This is a genomic window from Pseudobacillus wudalianchiensis (assembly GCF_001685015.1).
In the GTDB taxonomy this organism is placed as follows: Bacteria; Bacillota; Bacilli; order Bacillales; family Domibacillaceae; genus Pseudobacillus; species Pseudobacillus wudalianchiensis.
The window spans coordinates 1-19,124 of record NZ_MAYT01000012.1 but is presented as its reverse complement, the minus strand read 5'-3'; the positions used below and the strand labels follow the sequence as shown (position 1 = coordinate 19,124).

General features: G+C 44.5%; 20 protein-coding genes. 1 reads left to right on the top strand and 19 read right to left on the bottom strand.

The genetic code is table 11. From position 1 onward, the window contains the following. Positions 1-41: 41 nt before the first annotated feature. The 19 genes from A8F95_RS08065 to katA form a co-directional block, all read right to left on the bottom strand. Positions 42-1,019, bottom strand: coding sequence for a 5-oxoprolinase subunit C family protein (locus tag A8F95_RS08065; protein ID WP_065410056.1), 978 nt, complete (start codon positions 1,017-1,019; stop codon positions 42-44). Continuing rightward, positions 1,020-1,922: a 5-oxoprolinase subunit B family protein gene (locus tag A8F95_RS08060; protein WP_065410055.1), complete on the bottom strand. Its 903-nt coding sequence runs from the start codon at positions 1,920-1,922 to the stop codon at positions 1,020-1,022. After that, complete coding sequence (locus A8F95_RS08055; protein ID WP_065410054.1) at positions 1,919-3,970, bottom strand: sigma 54-interacting transcriptional regulator; 2,052 nt, start codon at positions 3,968-3,970, stop codon at positions 1,919-1,921. Before A8F95_RS08055 ends, A8F95_RS08060 begins: the two co-directional genes overlap by 4 nt. 69 nt (positions 3,971-4,039) lie before the next feature. Next, positions 4,040-4,657 (bottom strand): nucleotidyltransferase family protein, encoded by a 618-nt coding sequence (locus A8F95_RS08050; protein WP_065410053.1) that lies wholly within the window; start codon positions 4,655-4,657, stop codon positions 4,040-4,042. A gap of 26 nt (positions 4,658-4,683) precedes the next feature. After that, the gene (locus A8F95_RS08045; RefSeq protein ID WP_176713654.1) at positions 4,684-5,484 is read right to left on the bottom strand and encodes an XdhC family protein; all 801 of its coding nucleotides are present in this window, start codon (positions 5,482-5,484) and stop codon (positions 4,684-4,686) included. Beyond that, positions 5,462-5,842 carry an XdhC family protein gene (locus A8F95_RS21665; RefSeq protein WP_077247273.1) on the bottom strand — a complete coding sequence of 127 codons (381 nt, stop codon included), beginning with the start codon at positions 5,840-5,842 and terminating at the stop codon, positions 5,462-5,464. Before A8F95_RS21665 ends, A8F95_RS08045 begins: the two co-directional genes overlap by 23 nt. A gap of 5 nt (positions 5,843-5,847) precedes the next feature. Further along, positions 5,848-7,062 carry a vWA domain-containing protein gene (locus tag A8F95_RS08040; protein WP_176713653.1) on the bottom strand — a complete coding sequence of 405 codons (1,215 nt, stop codon included), beginning with the start codon at positions 7,060-7,062 and terminating at the stop codon, positions 5,848-5,850. Between the two features lie 17 nt (positions 7,063-7,079). Continuing rightward, complete coding sequence (locus A8F95_RS08035) at positions 7,080-7,958, bottom strand: AAA family ATPase (protein WP_065410051.1); 879 nt, start codon at positions 7,956-7,958, stop codon at positions 7,080-7,082. Between the two features lie 91 nt (positions 7,959-8,049). Continuing rightward, on the bottom strand, positions 8,050-8,907 hold the full coding sequence (locus A8F95_RS08030; protein WP_065410050.1) for an FAD binding domain-containing protein: 858 nt from the start codon (positions 8,905-8,907) through the stop codon (positions 8,050-8,052). After that, positions 8,908-11,253 carry a xanthine dehydrogenase family protein molybdopterin-binding subunit gene (locus A8F95_RS08025; protein WP_065410049.1) on the bottom strand — a complete coding sequence of 782 codons (2,346 nt, stop codon included), beginning with the start codon at positions 11,251-11,253 and terminating at the stop codon, positions 8,908-8,910. After that, the gene (locus tag A8F95_RS08020) at positions 11,253-11,792 is read right to left on the bottom strand and encodes a (2Fe-2S)-binding protein (protein ID WP_049665639.1); all 540 of its coding nucleotides are present in this window, start codon (positions 11,790-11,792) and stop codon (positions 11,253-11,255) included. The genes A8F95_RS08025 and A8F95_RS08020 overlap by 1 nt, the downstream gene beginning before the upstream one ends. A 28-nt stretch (positions 11,793-11,820) precedes the next feature. Further along, positions 11,821-12,279 carry an SRPBCC family protein gene (locus A8F95_RS08015; protein WP_245671204.1) on the bottom strand — a complete coding sequence of 153 codons (459 nt, stop codon included), beginning with the start codon at positions 12,277-12,279 and terminating at the stop codon, positions 11,821-11,823. Positions 12,280-12,326: 47 nt separating this feature from the next. Further along, positions 12,327-13,094 carry a LamB/YcsF family protein gene (locus A8F95_RS08010; RefSeq protein WP_065410047.1) on the bottom strand — a complete coding sequence of 256 codons (768 nt, stop codon included), beginning with the start codon at positions 13,092-13,094 and terminating at the stop codon, positions 12,327-12,329. A 12-nt stretch (positions 13,095-13,106) separates the two neighbouring features. After that, entirely contained in the window at positions 13,107-14,453 is a 1,347-nt protein-coding gene (locus A8F95_RS08005; RefSeq protein WP_065410046.1) for an acetyl-CoA carboxylase biotin carboxylase subunit, read from the bottom strand. A 30-nt stretch (positions 14,454-14,483) separates the two neighbouring features. Beyond that, on the bottom strand, positions 14,484-14,735 hold the full coding sequence (locus A8F95_RS08000) for an acetyl-CoA carboxylase (protein WP_049665647.1): 252 nt from the start codon (positions 14,733-14,735) through the stop codon (positions 14,484-14,486). Between the two features lie 12 nt (positions 14,736-14,747). Continuing rightward, entirely contained in the window at positions 14,748-15,725 is a 978-nt protein-coding gene (locus A8F95_RS07995) for a 5-oxoprolinase subunit C family protein (RefSeq protein WP_065410045.1), read from the bottom strand. After that, entirely contained in the window at positions 15,722-16,591 is an 870-nt protein-coding gene (locus A8F95_RS07990) for a 5-oxoprolinase subunit B family protein (protein WP_065410044.1), read from the bottom strand. The genes A8F95_RS07995 and A8F95_RS07990 overlap by 4 nt, the downstream gene beginning before the upstream one ends. A gap of 392 nt (positions 16,592-16,983) precedes the next feature. Beyond that, positions 16,984-17,139, bottom strand: a complete 156-nt coding sequence (locus A8F95_RS22410) for a hypothetical protein (protein ID WP_156187088.1) — start codon at positions 17,137-17,139, stop codon at positions 16,984-16,986. A gap of 25 nt (positions 17,140-17,164) precedes the next feature. Beyond that, positions 17,165-18,616, bottom strand: coding sequence for a catalase KatA (gene katA, locus A8F95_RS07985; RefSeq protein WP_065410043.1), 1,452 nt, complete (start codon positions 18,614-18,616; stop codon positions 17,165-17,167). Positions 18,617-18,895: 279 nt separating this feature from the next. On the opposite strand from katA, the gene A8F95_RS07980 reads away from it, so the two are divergent. After that, positions 18,896-19,124 (top strand): aldehyde dehydrogenase family protein (locus A8F95_RS07980; protein ID WP_141676245.1); only part of this gene is annotated, 229 nt, incomplete at its 3' end.

The following is a 19,124-nucleotide window of genomic DNA, read 5'->3' as shown; positions in this document are numbered from 1 at the left end:
AGCCATGAAATTTATTTACATTCATGGCTTTTATTGTTTATCTATCGTTTAATCATTTCTTCTATCTGTTCTATCTTCTTTCGTCTTTCCATACGTGCTTGCATCGCCTGGTCAATCGTCACAGCGATAAAGCGGCAGGAGGAATGCGGTCTGGATTGAGCGATAAGATCGAGGTCTTGACTAATCACTGTACCAATTGTGACAAAGCCGCCGCCCGTTGTCGTATCATTGTGCAAAACGATCAGCTCTTCTTCATTCGGAAACATAATCGAGCCAACTGGATAAGCGAAATCGACCACATTGGAGAAGCTATTGCCCGCTCCAAACGGAGGGCTCTGCTGGGTTAACGAGACTTTTGCCCCTGTATACCGATAAGCTACACGATTCGATTCAGGCGATACCTTCCACTCAGAGTTTAAAAAGGCTTTTAACCCTTCGTCGCTCATAAGGTAGCCAGATAAGCCGAGCGTTACACGCAATTCCTGAAAAGACTCAAACGATGGAGTCAATTCAAGCGGGATCGACTTTCCGACTTGCTTAAATGCCCCCGGGAGCGGCTCGTTCATTTCAAGCCGATCTCCGGCTGTTAGTTTTCTGCCTTGGAATCCGCCGATTTTGCTCGTTTCATACGTCGACTTACTTCCAAACACTTCTGCCACTTGAATGCCTCCGGAGACACAGAGATAGCTTTTCACCCCTTTTAAACATTCTTTAACTGTCAGGATATCTCCTTCTTTTACATGAATCGTTTCCCAAAAAGGAACAAGCTGCTGATTTAAATAGGCTTTCATCGGTGCTCCAGTTAAAGCAATAATCGTATTCTTTTGAAATTCGATTTCTGCCCCTATGAGTGTCATTTCTAACGCCGCAAACTCTACCGGATTGCCAACAAGAAGGTTTCCAATCATAAATGAATACTTATCAGCTGCTCCTGACGGGGGAACACCGAGATGGTACTTCCCAGCCCGTCCCATATCCTGTACAGTTGTCCATAGTCCTGGGCTTTTGATTTCCATCATTTAAAAATCCCCCATCAATTCCTCGATATACTCTTTGCCTTTTGCGATATATTCTATCGGAGAAAGGTCAATGACTTTCATTTTATAACGATAATCACCGCTGCTTACTCTTGCTTGAATGGCCGTATATTCAGATTCATCCACCGGCCTATACTTCCATATATCACCCGGTCTTGCTAAAAAAGCAGTATCCTTTAAATCCATTAGCCGGTCAGATAAATCCACTACCGGTACAGCAGACATGCCGATTAATTGATAGCTGCCCGTCCCCTGCACAGGATAGACAACATTAAATGCCCCGCCGATTCCTACACTTCTTTCTGGCGTGTCTGTTCTAGGACTTTTGTATTTCGGCGCTTGGATAATATCACTCGGCTTCGCTCCAAGCGGAAAATGCCAGGCGGTTCCCGGCAGAAAACCCACCATCGTAATTAAATAAGGGAGGCTTGAATGCTTCTCGATAAAAGCTTGTTTATCGGTAAACCCGTTTACTTTCATGACATAGTCAAAATTAGATAAATCCGGCTCTTGGTGCCGATTCCTGAAACGGCGGGAATATTCTTTCGTTACCGGGTCATCATACCAGATGGGGATTTCTACTATCCGTACAGACAAATCAAGTCCCGCTGGATCACTTTTAGTGAAATCTATTTCTTTCACATAATCAGCTAGATCTCTTGCCGAAATAACTTCTGGATTGTACCGGACTAAATAAGAGGCATTCGATGAGACGATATCAATAATACCGGGAATATTTCTTCTCCTTAACTCCTCCGTGACGGCAAGAGCCTTAAAATTACTTTCTACTCTCATCTCCCGAGATATTTCTGCATAAATATATTCGTCCCCACAAAAATGAAAATTCGTTTCAGGCAGGTTAAACAACTCGCTCCACCTCTTCATTCTTTAAGCTTTTTCATTCGTCTGCTGATCGTAGCTGGACTCACTCCCAACACCTTTGATAATTTCGCAGCGGTCCGATACTTTTGCATCCCCCGGATAATTAACTGTGTTTCCAGCTTTTCTATCGCTTCCTTCAGTGGCATAATCTCAAAAACGAACGGTGGCTTTTCTCGTTTCTGTCCGTCTCCATAAAGTGAGTGGAGTACATTTTCCCGTTGAATCCATTCTCCCTCGCTTAACACAATTAGCCGCTCAATAATATTTTGGAGCTCCCGCACATTTCCCGGCCAATCATATGATTCTAATACGTCAATCGCCTCGGGGGTAAAGCTCTTTTTAATTTCGTACATCTGTTTAAATTGCTCCAGAAAAAAGATAGCGAGCGGAAAAATATCTTCTTTTCTTTCTCTAAGCGGCGGAATTTGGAAAGGGATAACGTTTAATCGGTAATATAAATCTTCTCGGAATTCGCCGTCTTCTACCATTTCCTTTAGGTTTTTATTGGTTGCTGCGATGATTCGTACATCTACCGCGATCGTCCGCGTGCTGCCAATTCTCGTAATCTCTCTTTCTTGCAGTACACGCAGGAGCTTTACCTGCATCGTTAACGGCAGCTCACCAATTTCATCAAGAAAAATCGTGCCGTTATGGGCAATCTCGAAGAATCCCGCCTTCCCATTTCGGTCAGCACCAGTAAAAGCACCTTTTTCATAGCCAAAGAGTTCACTTTCAATAAGCTGCTCTGGAATGGCACCACAATTTACCCGAATAAAGGCCTCATCTCTTCTTGTACTTGCAGAGTGGATTTTATGGGCAAAGATTTCCTTGCCCACTCCTGATTCTCCTTCTAATAGAACAGTAGAATTCATTTGGGCTACCCGTTGCAATTCAGTTAATAAATTTTCTATTTTTTGTGAGCGGTATACGAGTTTCTTTCCTTGAATAGTAACCGATGCCAGCTTATCTGTCACAGAGCTTTCCGTTGTTTTTTTAGATGTATGGTGTTGATTCGGAGCATGTGAAATGTCTCTTGAAAGGATGACGACTTTTTCTAGTTTTCCTTCATGATAAACAGGTGTAGCTACAGACCAGATTCTCCTGCTTCCTATTGATTCCTGGAGAGCTGTTATCTTTCTCTTTTGTTTCACACAGAGAGTGAAGACATCAGGCTGAAAGATATTTTTTTTAGTAAACTCGCTGATGTGTTTTCCAATTATTTTTTCAGGCTTGTCCACTTTCCAAAACTTGCTTAAAAATAGACCAGCTACACGAAGTATTTTTCCATCTTCATCAATAACGAGGATTTGTTCTTGCGAGGAGGCATACACTGCTTGTAAATCAGAGTATAAGTTACGTACAAAATCAAGCTCCTGTACAGCTTCTTCAAATACTTCTCTTAAGAAAAACATATGTACAAGTCCGGTTATTTTCCCATCAATTCTAAGGGGATAGAAGTTTCCGCTCATCTGCTTAAAATTCATCGAACTGTTTAAACTGACGAGTGTTTCTCCACTCATGACCCGGTCGAGATCTTTGTCTACTGTTAATAAAGTTTTATAGTTTCGAAACAGAAGAAAAGAACTCGGTATTCCTAAAATATTTTCAGCCGTCTCATTAATAAATTCTATTTCATAATGAATGTTCGTCCTAATAATGCCCACACCAGAGCCATGCAGCAGCTGGTTCAGCTGTGTCAGCCTCAGCTCATTTAGTTTATTTTTGGCTTCCGACACACTGATGTACCCTGTTTCCTTTTTGTCTAAATCCTCTCCAATGATCATGGAGATGTTATGTGAAAACTCAACAGCGGAGAGTTGAGGCACCCTTAACAAATCTCTTTTATACGAGATCGGCTCATCTAGCCGTCCAGACCTCGCCAACTGCTCCATCACATGACGCATGTGACAATATCCGGCAATCACTCTCCCTTTTCTTACGAGAGCGATCTCTGTCCTGCTCTCTGCAAGCCGCTGAATAACTGTTTCCACTGTGCTTTCCGTGTCGACAACTACATCAATTGGTTTGAGAATGTCTTTCCAAATAATCAACGTACCCCTCCTGTCACTACAAAAAAAGCACCTTTTCTACCATTATAATACACTTTTTATTCTAAACATTCAGTTTTCAAATCGTTCTTTTGCTTTTTCATAGGCAATTGGGGTATCAATATCAAGCAGAATTCCCTCATCCTCCACTAGCAGGCGCCTTTTATAAGCGAACTGTTCCACTATCGCCCTTCCTCCCTGATCACCGTCCAGTCCAGAAAACGTCTCCTGATGAATGTGTCCAAAAAAAACAGGATGCCCAGGTATATTCTTGTATACCGGGCGAATCATAAAAGGTGCTTTATACTCTTTAAGCATTCTTACACCGCTTTGATAGATAGTATGAATCGTCTGTTCTTCTATAAATGGAAGGTCCCCAAGAAAAACCATCACATTTGCCTGTTGAAGTCCTAAACTTTCTATCCCCCGTTTCAGTGAAGAGCTTTGTCCTGAATGATAATCTTCATTAAGCACCCATTGAAATCGGCTATCCTTAACAGGAAGGAGTTCTTGGATCAAAGCCGCTTCATGCCCAATGACAGCCGTCACTTTCGTGAATTCACCTGTCAGAACGCGGTTGATGACATGACCAAGCAGCAAGTGTTCACCTAATGGGAGCAGTTGTTTCGGCCTGCCCATTCTTGAGGATGTGCCAGCAGCAAGAATAATGGCGTGCACATGTGTGTTCATATTTTCCCTTCCTTTTTAGTCTAAATTTATGACTTAGCCAACTGGTGAATACGAGCTGAGTTTTGCAGGAAGCCGCCTTTGTGCCCGTTCTTTACTGCAATAATTTCGGCTAAAATACTAATGGCGATCTCTTCAGATGTCACGGCGCCGATATCGAGGCCGACCGGGCTATACATCCTCTCCAGCTGTTCCTCCTCAAATCTCACTCCTTCCTTTTCAATCGCTTCTAGCATTCTAATTCGGCGAGAACGCGGTCCAAGTACCCCTATATAAGGAGCCTTAGATGGCAGGACGAATTTGAGTGTTTCCTGATCCCTCTCAAGGTGGTGATTCATTACGATGACATATGTGCGGCTATCGATCAAAACTTCCTCAGAGAATTTAGCTGTTTCGGTAACAATTCTCTCTGTACCAGGAAAACGTTCTTCGCTGTTATAAAAAGAACGCTGATCCACAACAACCGTTTTGAAACCTAATGATACGCCATACTTTGCAACAGGAATCGCATCATGACCTGCCCCAAATATCATTAAAGTCAAAGGAGGAATGTACACGTCAATAAACACACTTTCCTCTTCTTTATCCGCTTTCTTCAAAGTAAGCGTCTCTGACTTTGGGTTAGATTCATGTAACTTCTGATTCGCTAGATCTTTTATTTGTAAATCGAGGCCCGTGTCGCCGAGCGTTCCTATAGGCTGCCCCTCTTTTGGAATGAACAGGCGTCTTTCTTCTGCCTCTCCTCCTTGCTGCAGGACGGTCGCAAGCAAGCCTTCTTTCTCTTCTTTTATACAGGAAAGCCAAGCATCAAAAGCAAGTTTCTGATACACTACTATCCCCCGCTTTCTCCTCCATTGATTGGTGGCCATCAGGCACCGGTTCAATATAAATTTCCACTGTGCCTGGACAGCCAAGCCCAAGCCCCCATACAACATCTTCGTCCATGGCGTATGTTTTTAATATCGGTGCCCCAGATGCTATTACCTGTTTGGCTGTTTCTGCAACATCCGCCTCCAGGCATCCACCAGAGATCATCCCTGTTATGGTTTCATTCTCGTCAATCAGCATCTTCGCTCCTTCACGGCGATAGGCCGAGCCAAAGACACGGACTACTGTGGCGAGTGCGGCTTTTCGGCCTGCTTTTCGAGTTTCCTCTATTGCTTGCATGACAATAGCTGTTTCTGACATTCTCTTCACCTCCGAATGGTCATCATTCTTGCCAATCTTTCAAAAGACGCCGCACTTTGAGCTTCTGAAAATACATCAATATAGGGAAGGGCCATCTTCATTCCCCTTGCTTCAGGCTGATAGCCGTTAAGATTGAGAAGCGGATTCAGCCAAATAACAGCAGATGTTCGCTGCTTCATTTCTCTCATTGCTCTTGGCAAACTAACGATACTGCCGGTGTCGAGTCCGTCGCTTGCGATCATCACGATCGTTTCTTTTCGCAGCATTTGAGGGCCATATTGCTGAACGAATGAACAAAGTGATTCCCCAATGCGCGTTCCTCCTCCCCATTCATCTTGAAAAACAGTCAATACAGGCAGCTGTCCATTGCTTCCATTTTGTAATTGCGGCGTGATCCTTTTCAGTTTCGTTGAGAAAAGAAACACCTCCACATGGCGAGTATACTCTGTAAGTGCATAGGCAAACTGTAAAAATGGATCAGCATACGCTGACATAGATCGGCTGCCGTCACAGAGCAAGATAAACTTAGCGTTTAGTTTTTTAGGTCCTTTCCAAACAGGATCTACAGGAAAACCCCCTGTTTGCAGACTGGCACGCAACGTGCGCCTGCCGTCAAATCTTCGTCCTTTTCTTTTGGCTGTAAGGCGTCTCGACTGCTTCAACTGTATGCATCGGGCAAATTTTCGGGCCGCCTTCCTCATCTTCCCCATCTCTGTTGGCGAGATAACGACTTGCCATTCTACTGCCCGCTGATTCGCTGTGTTGGCAGCCAGCCATCTTAATGCCTTGGAAAGTCCTTTATCCGCAGCTCCCATTTCCTGCTCTTCTTTGCTCTCGGCTGCTACAGAATGGCCAGGAGAGTCCTCTGTTGCTTCGCTCGCGCCATTTTTTCGTAACGCTTCTTCCTGCTCTTCTCCTTCTTCTGCTGCATCCTTCTGCTCCTCACGCCCCGTTTGCTGCATGGAAGAAAGAAAGGGAATCTTCTCCTGGTCACGGCTGCTTGCTGTGAAAAACAACTTGAACGCTTGATCGAAAGTGGCCTGTTCTTCCTTGCTTGAACAGAGAACCGTCTTTAAAGCAAGCCGGAATTGCTCGCGGTCAGTGATATTAATAAAATGAAGCGCCCGTATTCCATCTTCTGCTTCTTTTAATCCAACTAAAAAACCTTTCCTTCTTAAATAACGGCAAAATGACAGGATATGCCCAGACAAATTATTCACTGAAGAACCGCCCATCATCAATGTGAAAGAACTCCTTGTTCGATTGCCTGGTTCACAGTGTCCCAATCATCTCGATCCTTAATAAAGCAGCCAAGTGTTTCATACACTGTTTTCTTATCCAGTTCCTCCCGATGCAACAGCATAAGAGCTTCTGCCCAGTCAAGGCTTTCTGCCACCCCTGGCACCTTCTGCAGCGACATTTTCCTGATTCTTTCCATCATACCGGCAATTTGATCAGCGAGCTGCTTATTGATATGAGGGAGACGGGCTTGAAGAATAGCTGATTCCTTTTCATAATCCGGATAGTCTATCCACTGGTACAAGCATCTTCTTCTCAAAGCGTCACTAAGCTCGCGGGTCCGGTTAGACGTTAAGATCACGAATGGACGGTGCTTCGCTTTAATCGTGCCGAGCTCTGGAATGGTAATTTGAAATTCCGCCAGTGCTTCGAGCAAAAAAGCTTCAAACTCCTCATCTGCTCGATCCACTTCATCAATTAACAATACAGGCGAAGCTTCTTCTTCTGTTAAAGCCTGCAATAAAGGACGGGCCAGCAAAAAGTCTTCGCTGAAAATGGCGGCTTCTTTTTCACGAACTGCTGCTCCGCTATTCTCCATCATGCGGATATGAAGGAGCTGCTTTGCATAATTCCATTCATACAAAGCGTTAGCGGCATCTAATCCTTCGTAGCATTGAAGCCGGATTAACCGGGTATTCAGAGATTGGGCCAGCACTTTAGCCATTTCCGTTTTTCCAACTCCAGCCGGCCCCTCAATTAACAGCGGCTTTTGCAGTGCTTGTACAAGGTGCAGTGCAGCAGCTGCCGCCTGATCAGTTATATAGCCATTTTGAAGAAAGATCGCTTCTATTGATTGCCTACTGTTATGGATGGTCATCACCCCTGTTTCACATCTATTTCAAAAATAGAAAGAAATATAGAGGGGACTGTTCAATAAAGAAACGGTCCCCGCTTTTTCAATTATTGCTTTATAAAAGGATAGAGCTCAATGCTCTCTCTGTATAAACCCTGCATAGGTTTTCCCGGTACTCGGCAGAAGCAAATAAATCACTTCCCATTTCCCCTTCCTCAGCAGCCAGCTTTGCTGCTTGTTGAATCAATGCTTTTGAAGGCTTTTGTCCAAGTAAGGTTTGTTCAACGGATTCGGCCCGGAAAGCTATGTCACCGACACCGGTAATGCCTACGCGAATATAATCAATGTTTCCATCTGCTCCCACTCCGGCAACAGCCGCTACCCCTATTACCGGGTAACCAGAAGCAGGATGGAAATATTTTAGATAGACGGATTTTGTATGAGCAGGCGGAATAGCAAATGAAATGCCTGTCACAATGCTATTTTCAGGAAGCATCGTAATTAACGGACCGATAATAAAGCTGTCAATGCCCATCGTTTCCTCTCCATCTTCTCCTTGGACAATAACTTCCGCCTCCAATACGACAGCTGCTGCGGGCAGGTCAGCTGCTGGATCAGCATGAGCAATATTTCCGCCAATCGTCCCGCGATTACGGACTTGTAAATCCCCAATCTGGCGTACGGTATCAGCAAGAAGCGGAACATGCTCTTTAATAAGCGGGTGCTTGGATGCTTCATTATGGGTCATTAAAGCACCAACAATCATACGGTCCCCTTCTTTTTTGACCTCTTTCAACTGATCGATCCGGCTAATATCAATTAAAACACCTGGTTCCGTCAGTCTGAATTTCATAAGCGGCAGCAGACTGTGCCCTCCGGCAATCAGCTTGCCTTCTCCGCCGCTTTCCTGTAGCAGCTTAATAGCCTCATCGACTGTTTCAGCGTGAGTGTAATCAAATTTAACAGGTATCAATCAGTTCCCCTCCCCGTTTTGAATAGCCCGCCACACTTTTTCAGGAGTAAGCGGCATTTCAATGTCTTTAACGCCGTATGGCTTTAATGCGTCCATCACTGCATTCATCACTGCTGGAATCGATGCGGTAGTACCTGTCTCTCCTACCCCTTTCGCACCGAGCGGATTGACCGGCGACAGTGTTTCCGTAAAGGACGATTCAATATGAGGGAAAAAGCGTGCTTTCGGCAGCGCATAATCCATCAATGTACCCGATAACAGCTGCCCTTCTTTGCTGTAAATGGCACCTTCCCAAAGAGCTTGACCGACTCCCTGTGCAACGCCGCCATGCACTTGCCCTTCCGCTGTGAGCGGGTTAATGACACGTCCGACGTCATCAACACAAACGTAGCGTTTCCATTCAATCTCGCCCGTCTCTTTATCCACCTCTACAATGGCGATATGTGTACCAAACGGATAAACGAAGTTCTCTGGGTCAAAGAAGGACTGGGCTTCTAAAGAAGGCTCCATTCCTTCCGGCAAATTCCACGCCATATTTGCTGACTTCGCGATTTCCTGGAAGGTGCGCTGCTGACCAGGTACTCCTTTTACTTGGAAAACGCCATTCTCAAATGTGATATCCTCTACAGCAGCTTCTAATTCATGAGCCGCAATTTTCTTTGCTTTTTCAACAACACGGTCGGCAGCAATAGCTACTGCTGCTCCTCCTACGGCTGTGGAACGAGAACCGTATGTGCCCCAGCTCATTGAAATAGCTTTTGTATCGCTGAACACTAACTCAATATCTTCCATCGGCACTCCCAGCTTATCTGCGACGATTTGGCCAAATGTTGTTGCGTGCCCCTGACCGTGTGGAGAAGTACCTGAATAAACGGTTACTTTACCCGAAGGATGAACACGCACTGTGGAGTTTTCCCACACACCGCCTTGGAAACCAATAGCACCGGCTACTTTGGAAGGGCCGAATCCACATAACTCCACGTAAGTAGACAGACCAATGCCGATTAGTTTTCCTTGTTTGCGGAGTTTTTCTTGCTCCTGGCGCAGCTGCTCGTAATTTACGATTTCAAGTGCTTTTTGAAGCGGCTTTTCATAATCACCACTGTCATACACAAGCCCTTGGGCATTCGTATAAGGGAAGGCTTCTTTACGAACAAGATTTTTTTTGCGAAGCTCGAGTGGATCCATGCCAATTTCTCGTGCATACAAGTCAATAATCCGCTCAATTTGATAAGTAGCTTCCGGCTTCCCAGCTCCTCTGTATGCATCAGTCGGTGTTGTATTCGTATAAACGCCGAACGTTTCACAAGAGGCGTGAGGGATATCATAAGCACCGGTAATCATCAAGCCAAAGTCAATCGTTGAAACTCCAGGTCCCATGGTAGATAAATAAGCACCCAGATTGGCTGTATTTTTAACACGAATAGCTGTTAGTGTACCATCGCGGTTTCCGGCCAGCTCCACGTCGATGACTTCATCGCGTCCAGCGTTAGAAGAGGTAAAATGCTCGCTTCGCTGCTCAATCCATTTAACAGGTCTGCCTAAGTCACGGGCAGCATATCCAATCAACGCTTCATCGGGATAGACACCGATCTTGCCACCGAAGCCTCCGCCCATATCAGGGGCAATGACTCTGAGCTTTGCTTCAGAAATCCCAAGAACCCCCGCCAGAACCATCCGATGAATATGAGGATTTTGAGAGGTACACCATAAAGTCAGTTCTTCACTTCCCGGATTGTACTGTCCGATCGCTGCCCGTGTCTCAATTGGACTTGGAAACACCCGTTGAACGTAGAAGCTCTCCTGCACTACTACTTCAGCATTCTCCATTATTTCTTCTGCTACTTCTCCAGCCTTCCAGTGCAGAGCGATATTATTTTCAATATCATCATGCACGAGCGGTGCTCCTTTTTGCATGGCTTCTTTTTGGCGAACCGCGGCCGGCAAGACTTCGTACTCTACATCGATTAAGTCAAGTGCATCCCGAGCAGCATAGCGATCATCAGCAATAATTAAAGCCACCCCGTCTCCAACATAGCGTACACGGTCAATGGCAAGCGGGTACTGCGGGGCCTCTTTTAAGTTACAGTCTGGCACGAGCCAGGAAGAAGGAACAGGGCCTATCTTTCCTTCAAGGTCCTTTCCTGTGTAAACTGCTATAACATGGGGGGACTTTAATGCCTCTTCGACGTTAATTTTTTTAATTTTGGCGTGCGCATGCGGGCTTCTTAAAATTACCGCATGCAGCATGCCCGGCAATTGAATATCATCAGCAAAGCAGCCATTTCCTGTTAATAACCGAGGATCTTCTTTACGCTTTAACGGAGCGCCAACTGCATTAGCCATTATAGGTTTCCCTCCCCTACTAATTGACTGGCAGCGACTTTTTGATCGTTCTTCTCGTTTGCTTCTGCCATTATTTTTGCTGCCTTTTGGACAGCACTTACAATGAATTGGTAGCCTGTACAGCGACAGATTACGCCTTCCATGCCTTCACGGATTTCCTCTTCGCTTGGATTTGGATTTTCTTTGAGGAGCCCGATCATCGCCATCATGACCCCTGGCGTACAATAACCACACTGGAGGCCGTGTTCTTCCCAGAAGCTTTGCTGCATTGGATGCAGTTCATTCCTTGTGCCTAAGCCCTCCACTGTCATAATTTCCGCCCCGTCTGCCTGTACAGCCAGCATCGTGCAAGATTTCACAGCATCACCATTTACCGTAATCGTACAGGCCCCGCATTGACTCGTATCACACCCAATATGAGTTCCTGTTAAGCCGAGGTCGTCGCGAAGATAGTGAACTAGTAATTTACGCGGTTCTACTTCCGCGCTTCTCTCTTGCCCATTAACAGTGACTGTTACTTTCCGATTTTCAATTGCCATTCATTGCACCCCCTGAATAATTTCAAGATTAAAGCTTAGCCATTTCCTTTGTTTCCTTTTGAATGTCTTTGAAAAACTGTCCGAGTATAACCTTGGCTACGCCTCCCATAACCCGCTGTCCTACAGCCGCCAAAACACCTGTTACTTTCACGTCTGCCCGGCAAGTCAGTATCGTTCCCTCATCAGTCTCCTCAAGGCTCATTTGAGCATCCGCATCAATCTCACCAGGTTTTCCCTTTCCTTCAAGAAGCAGGCGGTAGGATTCCGGCTCGTTAATATCTACTTGGCGGACAACACCTGTGAAAGCGCCTTTCACTGGTCCGATATTGATGCCAAGCTCCGCATTAAATACGTTGTCTTCCACCTCCTCAAATGATTGGCAACCGGGCAACGACCGCCGCAGTGCCTCTTTGTTTTGAAGTGTTTTCCATAGCAGCTCCCGTGAAACTCCCTTAAAAGTATGTGAGGATTCAATATTCAACAGCACATTCTCCTTCCTAATACATTGATCTTCATTCGTAAACTTACATCCTATTATTTTATGATCGTTTTGATTGGTACAATTTCAACGCCGCCAGCTTTTAAAGCTGCTGTAATCGCTTTCGCTAATGCCGGAGCACCCGGTGTGTCACCATGAATGCAAATCGTCTCTGCCTGGATCGAAACATCCTTGCCGTCGTACGTGACTACTCGCTCCTCTTTCACCATTCGAACGACGCGATTCGCCAGCGCTTCATAGTCATTGATTTCCGATCCTCTTCTCGTTAAGACGATAGAACCACTCTCCGTATGTTCACGGTCGGAATAGGCTTCTTTTGCTACCGGCACGCCCATTCTAATGGCTTCTTCGTATACTTCTGATTGATTAAGAGCAAACACAATCATATCTTGGTCTGTTTCATGGATGGCTTCGAGAATGGATCGCGCCAGCTGTTTGTCTTCCATCGCTTTCATAAAAAGGGCACCGTGTGGTTTACAATGCTGCATTTTCACATTTGTTGTCCGGCAAAATTCGCGTAAAGCTCCCAATTGGTATGTGACGTAATCTTTTACTTCAGCTGGTGTACATGTCATATACCGGCGACCAAAGCCCAATAAGTCCGGAAATGAGGGGTGCGCACCAATCCCTACATCATATTTTTTTGCGAGCTCCACCGTTTTTCGCATAACATGGGGATCACCCCCGTGAAAACCGCAGGCAATATTAGCAGAAGTAATGTATTGCATCATTTCCTCGTCGTTTCCCAGCTCATAGAGCCCAAAGCTTTCTCCCATGTCGCAGTTCAAGTCGACCTTATGCATTCCGTTCACCTCCTAGGACAAAATTTCTGTTTTTTCTAAAAATTGCGTTGTGTAATCTCCACTCTTAAATTGATCGTTCCTCATGATAGACTCTAAAAGCGGAAGATTTGTTTTCAGTCCCTGAACTTCAATTTCTGCTAAGGCTTGTTCCATCTTCTTAATAGCTTCTAGGCGTTCTGTTCCATGAACAATGATTTTACCGATCATCGGATCATAAAACGGCGAAACAACGCTGCCTTCTATTACGCCAAAATCCAACCTTACTTCTTCTTCGGGCAGCTGCAGCTGATTGATTGTGCCTGGTGAAGGAAAGAACGTCTTTGGATCTTCCGCATAAAGCCGGCATTCGATGGAATGTCCCGCCTTCTTTATTTCCTCCTGACGAAGCGGAAGTTCATGTCCAGCGGCTATTTTTAACTGCCATTCAACGAGGTCTACCCCTGTAATTTCTTCTGTCACCGGATGCTCTACTTGCAGCCGTGTATTCATCTCCAAGAAATAAAAGTTCTTGTCTCCATCAAATATAAACTCCATCGTACCAGCATTGGTGTAACCCATTTCCTTTACTCCCCGGACAGCCGCCTCCAATAATTGCTGGCGAAGAGATTCATCTAGAAATGGAGAAGGACTTTCTTCTATCACCTTTTGATTTCTGCGCTGAATGGAACATTCTCTTTCATACAAATGAACGACATTTCCAAAGCGGTCGGCTGCCACTTGTACTTCAATATGACGAGGATCGGCAACCCACTTTTCGAGAAAGACGGCCCCGTCATTAAAAAATGATTCTGCTTTCTGTACAGTTGAATGGAAAGCTTTCTCGAGCTCTTCCTGGTCCCGGACAAGCTGCATGCCGATTCCGCCTCCGCCAGCGCTTGCCTTCAGCATAAGCGGATAGCCGAGTTCCTCGGCCAATGCTGCCGCTTCTTCCACCGAGCCGATTTGTCCCGCAGAACCGGGAACGACAGGCACTCCAGCTTTTTGCATTTCCGATCTCGCCTCAAGCTTCGATCCCATTCTTTTTATGACATCAGCGGAAGGCCCGATAAAGACAATGCCTTCTGCTTCACAGCGTTCAGCGAATTGCGGATTTTCTGATAAAAAACCATAGCCGGGATGAATGGCTTCTGCTCTTGTTTGCTTAGCTGCTTGAATTACCTTTTCTACATCCAAGTAGCTCTTTTTAGCTTGAGCCGGACCGATGCAAACAGCCTCTGATGCCTCGCTGACAAATGGCGCCTGGGCATCCGCCTCTGAATAAACAGCCACAGTCTGGATGCCGAGCCGATGACATGTCCGGATAATTCTTCTTGCGATCTCACCTCTATTAGCGATCAATACTTTGCTGAAATATGACATAGGTCTCCTCCACTAAAAATTTCTGCTTCGTTATTGGACTGATATAACAGCGATTTCTTGTCCTGCGTCTAAAATATCTTCCTCGTTAACTAGGAAGCTTTCAAGCACTCCATCCGTTTCGGCTTTAATCTCATAAAAGTTTTTCATTACTTCAACTAAGCCGATGACGTCTCCGGATTTCACAGCGTCGCCTTCTTTAATAAATACTTCTTTGTCGGGTGCCGGTTTGCGGTAGAACACTCCCGGAATCGGTGAAAGTACTTGGCTTTTTGTACTAGGCATTCATCATTCCTCCTATGACAGTTGTAATTGCTGTTTCATTTGTGCCACTTTATCTTTGTATTCTTTTCTCGCCTGCAATGCTTCTTCAATGCTGACAGCAACGAAGCGAACTTTTTCATTTGTTTTGATTTGGGCCATTTTGTTTAAATCCGTGCTGATAATCGTACAAATTGTTGCATAGCCTCCGCCTGTTACAGCGTCGTTTAATAACGCAATTGGCTCCACACCATCCGGAACTTGAATAGATCCAATCGGATAACCGAGATCCACTACGTTGGATGGATTGCTGCCGGCACCGAATGGCTGCTCTCGTTCTACAAAGTTCAAGCGCTCCCCTTTGAAACGGTAACCAACACGATTGGCTTCTGGGGTAACCGTCCAGTCGATAGAAAAGAAACGCTCCTTACTTTCCTCAGTAAGCCGATAGCTGCATAGCCCAACGACCACTCGAATTTCATTTGTTTTTGAAAAGGTCGGGATAAGCTCATCCTGTATACGTGTGCCTATTTTTACTTGATGCTTCACCTCATAGCCGATCTTCAGCTCGTCACCAGCCTGCAGCGGACGGCCATCTAGCCCGCCAATCCCGCATAGCGTGTAAGTAGAACGAGAATCCATAATGAGCGGCACATCAATCCCGCCTGCTACTGCCAAATAAACACGAGCTCCTTGTTTTACAAAATCAAATGACAGCTGGTCCCCTGCTTTTACAGCCAAAGTCTCCCACATCGGCACAGGCTGCCCGTTCACTTTTGGCGGAATTTCTCCTCCAGTCAAAGCGATAACGGCGTCCTGATGGAACTCAAGAACAGGTCCCATGTAAGTAATTTCAAGTGCGGCCGCGTTTTCATCGTTGCCGACCAGTATATTGGCAGCTGTGTAAGAATACTTATCCATCGCTCCTGATGGCGGCATGCCTACTTCGTAGTAGCCGATTCTTCCATGATCCTGCACTGTCGTCTGCAAACCGGGCTGAATCACTTTAATCATGCATACAACCCCCCTAGAACTTCATCAGAAAATGCTTTTGGATTTTCCAGCACCTCTTGCGGTTTAAACGTAATGTCTCTCGTTAAGTAGCGGAACGTGCCATCCTCTACTTGTTTTTCAATGGATTGGAATTCCTCCATTGTGATGCTTCGATATCTAAAAATGTCTCCCTGTCTCGGGAAGGTGATGGAATCTTTGAAATCATAGAGCCGCTGCTCTTTTTGATAAATCGGTGCCGCAGCAATTCCGAACAATTGATAGCCTCCTGCTCCCTGCACTGGGTAAATAACCGCAAAAGCACCGCCAAATCCGAAAGCCCGCTCTGGTGTATACGTACGCGGACGAACATACTTCGGCACCTCAATCTGCTGCTCACGCGGCACCATTTGATAACACCAAGGCAGCCCCGGAACAAAGCCGATCATCGATACAAGATAAGGATAATCCGTTATTGCTTTGATCAACTCTTCTTTTGAATCAAATCCATTAATCCGGGCCGCGTATTCTAAATCTGTCGATGTCGGATCCTGATGACGGTCTCTAAAACGCATTAACGCTTCATTTGTCCAAGGATCATCGAACAAAATCGGTACATCTACAACTCTCGATGAAATATTAAAATCATCAACAGACACAGACTGCTCTAATTCTTTCAATTTTGAAATCAGTTTATCTGGATGAATGTCTTCTGGTTTAAAGCGAACCATGTAAGAAGCGTTAGAAGGGCAAATATCTAATATGCCTGGCAGTTTCTCTTCTCTTAATTGTTTCGTAATAGCCATCGCCTGAAAGTTCGCTTCCAGACTCATAGATTCAGATAATTCCACAAAAATAAACTCGTCACCACCATACTCGTAACGGGTCAATTCACTTCACCTCGCTCAATTAATTTCTCACTCTTCCATACATATTAGTAAATGCAACATTCATACCAATTTATTTTTCGTGATATTTTTTAAACTATTCTGACAAAGGAGGCAATTTTTTCTTTTTCTAGGAATCAAAATCTTTCATTTATGAAATTTTTTCTTTCATAAATGAAATAAAAAATAGATTTTATTATGTTTGGTTGTTGGTTTTCGTTGCAGATTGCCTGTGAGCCCCCCTCGTTGCGTATACTTTCACCAAGAAACGCCTCCTTCCACTCTAATCAACCATTAAAAAACAACATTCATCTTTAATAGAACTCAAAAAACCCTACAAAGAGTTTTCTCTTTGTAGGGTTCAAATCGAATGTTAATAAAATGAGTGTGTGCAATTAGCCATAGTTACGTTCCGAAGCGTAAGATAAAGCATCCATCAAAGAATAGAAGCATAGCTCAATATTCTTTTTATTCCCTTTATCTTCTCTCACTACGCAAAAGTGTTCATCTACCTTTTTAATAGCAACTTGCTCATTAAGTTTTCTTTCCATTCCTCTCACTCCTTTTTATTTATTCTTATGCTTCCTGCGGCACAGAAAGACCAAGCCCCTCAGCTATGCGTGTACCGTATTCTAGATCTGCTTTATAAAAATGGCTGATCTGACGAAGTTTAATTTCTTCACTTTTTACTGGTTTCATTGCACCGACAATGTTTGCTACAAGGCGTGCCCTCTCTTCTTCACTCATTAAACGGTAGAGATCACCGGCCTGTGTATAATGGTCGTCATGATTATAGTTATGCGTGCCCGCCTGTCCTGTTACCTCGAACGGTGTCATATTCGCTTCTGGTACTTCTTTTGGGCCGCCAAAGCTATTTGGTTCATAATAAACAGACTTCCCGCCGTTGCCATCAAAACGCATTTGGCCGTCACGCTGATAATTGTGAACCGGGCATTTGGGTGAATTAATTGGCAATGCGTTATGATTCACTCCTACACGGTAACGATGAGCATCCGCATAAGCAAACAAGCGGCCTTGAAGCATTTTATCAGGTGATGCTTCTATTCCAGGGACAAATGTTCCAGGAGAGAATGTAGCCTGTTCTACTTCCGCAAAATAATTTTCTGGATTCTGGTTCAATACCATCTTTCCAACTTCAATAAGCGGATAATCTTTTTGTGACCAAACCTTTGTCACATCAAATGGATCCCACTTATATGTGTTCGCGTCTTCCAGCGGCATCATTTGCACATAAAGTGTCCAAGAAGGATAATCTCCTTGTTCAATGGCGTTGAATAAATCCTCTGTATGGTAATCAGGGTTTTCCCCTGCTAATTTTGCAGCTAATTCGACATCCAGGTTTTTAACTCCCTGATCTGTTTTAAAATGATACTTCACCCATACTGCTTCCCCTTGTTTGTTTACCCATTTGAACGTATGACTTCCAAATCCATGCATATGGCGAAGTGTTGCCGGAATGCCGCGATCGGACATTAAGATTGTCACCTGATGCAGTGATTCAGGAGACAATGACCAGAAATCCCAAACAGCTGTTGGGTTTTTTAAATGTGTCTGCGGATCTCGCTTTTGTGTGTGGATAAAATCCGGGAATTTGATAGCATCACGAATAAAGAAAACAGGAGTATTATTTCCAACTAAATCATAGTTGCCCTCGTCTGTATAAAACTTCACAGCAAAACCACGCGGATCACGGACAGTATCTGCAGAACCGACTTCACCTGCTACAGTTGAGAATCGAGCGAACAGAGGAGTGCGTTTTCCAGCTTCAGATAGAAAATCTGCTTTTGTGTAATTAGCAATCTCGCTGTTTGTCACTTCAAAATAACCATGAGCACCGGCTCCTTTGGCATGAACCACCCGCTCAGGTACACGTTCACGGTTGAAATGAGCTAGTTTCTCAAGTAAATGAACATCCTGAATTAATGTAGGTCCGCGTTGTCCAGCCGTTTGTGAGTTTTGATTATCTCCTACTGGAGCACCCCAGCTTGTTGTTAGTCGGTTATTCATTGTCCTATCACCTCGTCAATTTTGGTTGGTAACTCAATAATAACATCTCTCAAAGAAAAATCAATACTAAATTATAATTATTTTAATTAAGTAATGATTATCTTCAATTTTAACTAATAATCCCTGAATTGAGACAGCCTAGTAAAAAAAGATGACTATTAGATAGTTAACAATCTATTAAACTCCAAATATATGATTTGACTTTAGGCTACAGAAAATAGATTATGGAATTGTAAGTGCTTTCTTTCATAAATTTCTATTTTTAAAGGGGGAGTCGCAATGATTTATGCAAATCCAGGCCAGGAAGGGTCAAAAGTAACCTTTAAGAAACGATATGAAAATTTTATTAATGGAGAATGGCAGGCACCTATCGGTGGACAGTACTTCGAAAATATTTCGCCGGTGACAGGAGAAGTCTTTTGTGAAGTGGCCCGTTCACAGGCTGAGGACATTGAACAGGCGTTAGATGCCGCTCATGCGGCTAAAGATGCCTGGGGACGGACATCGG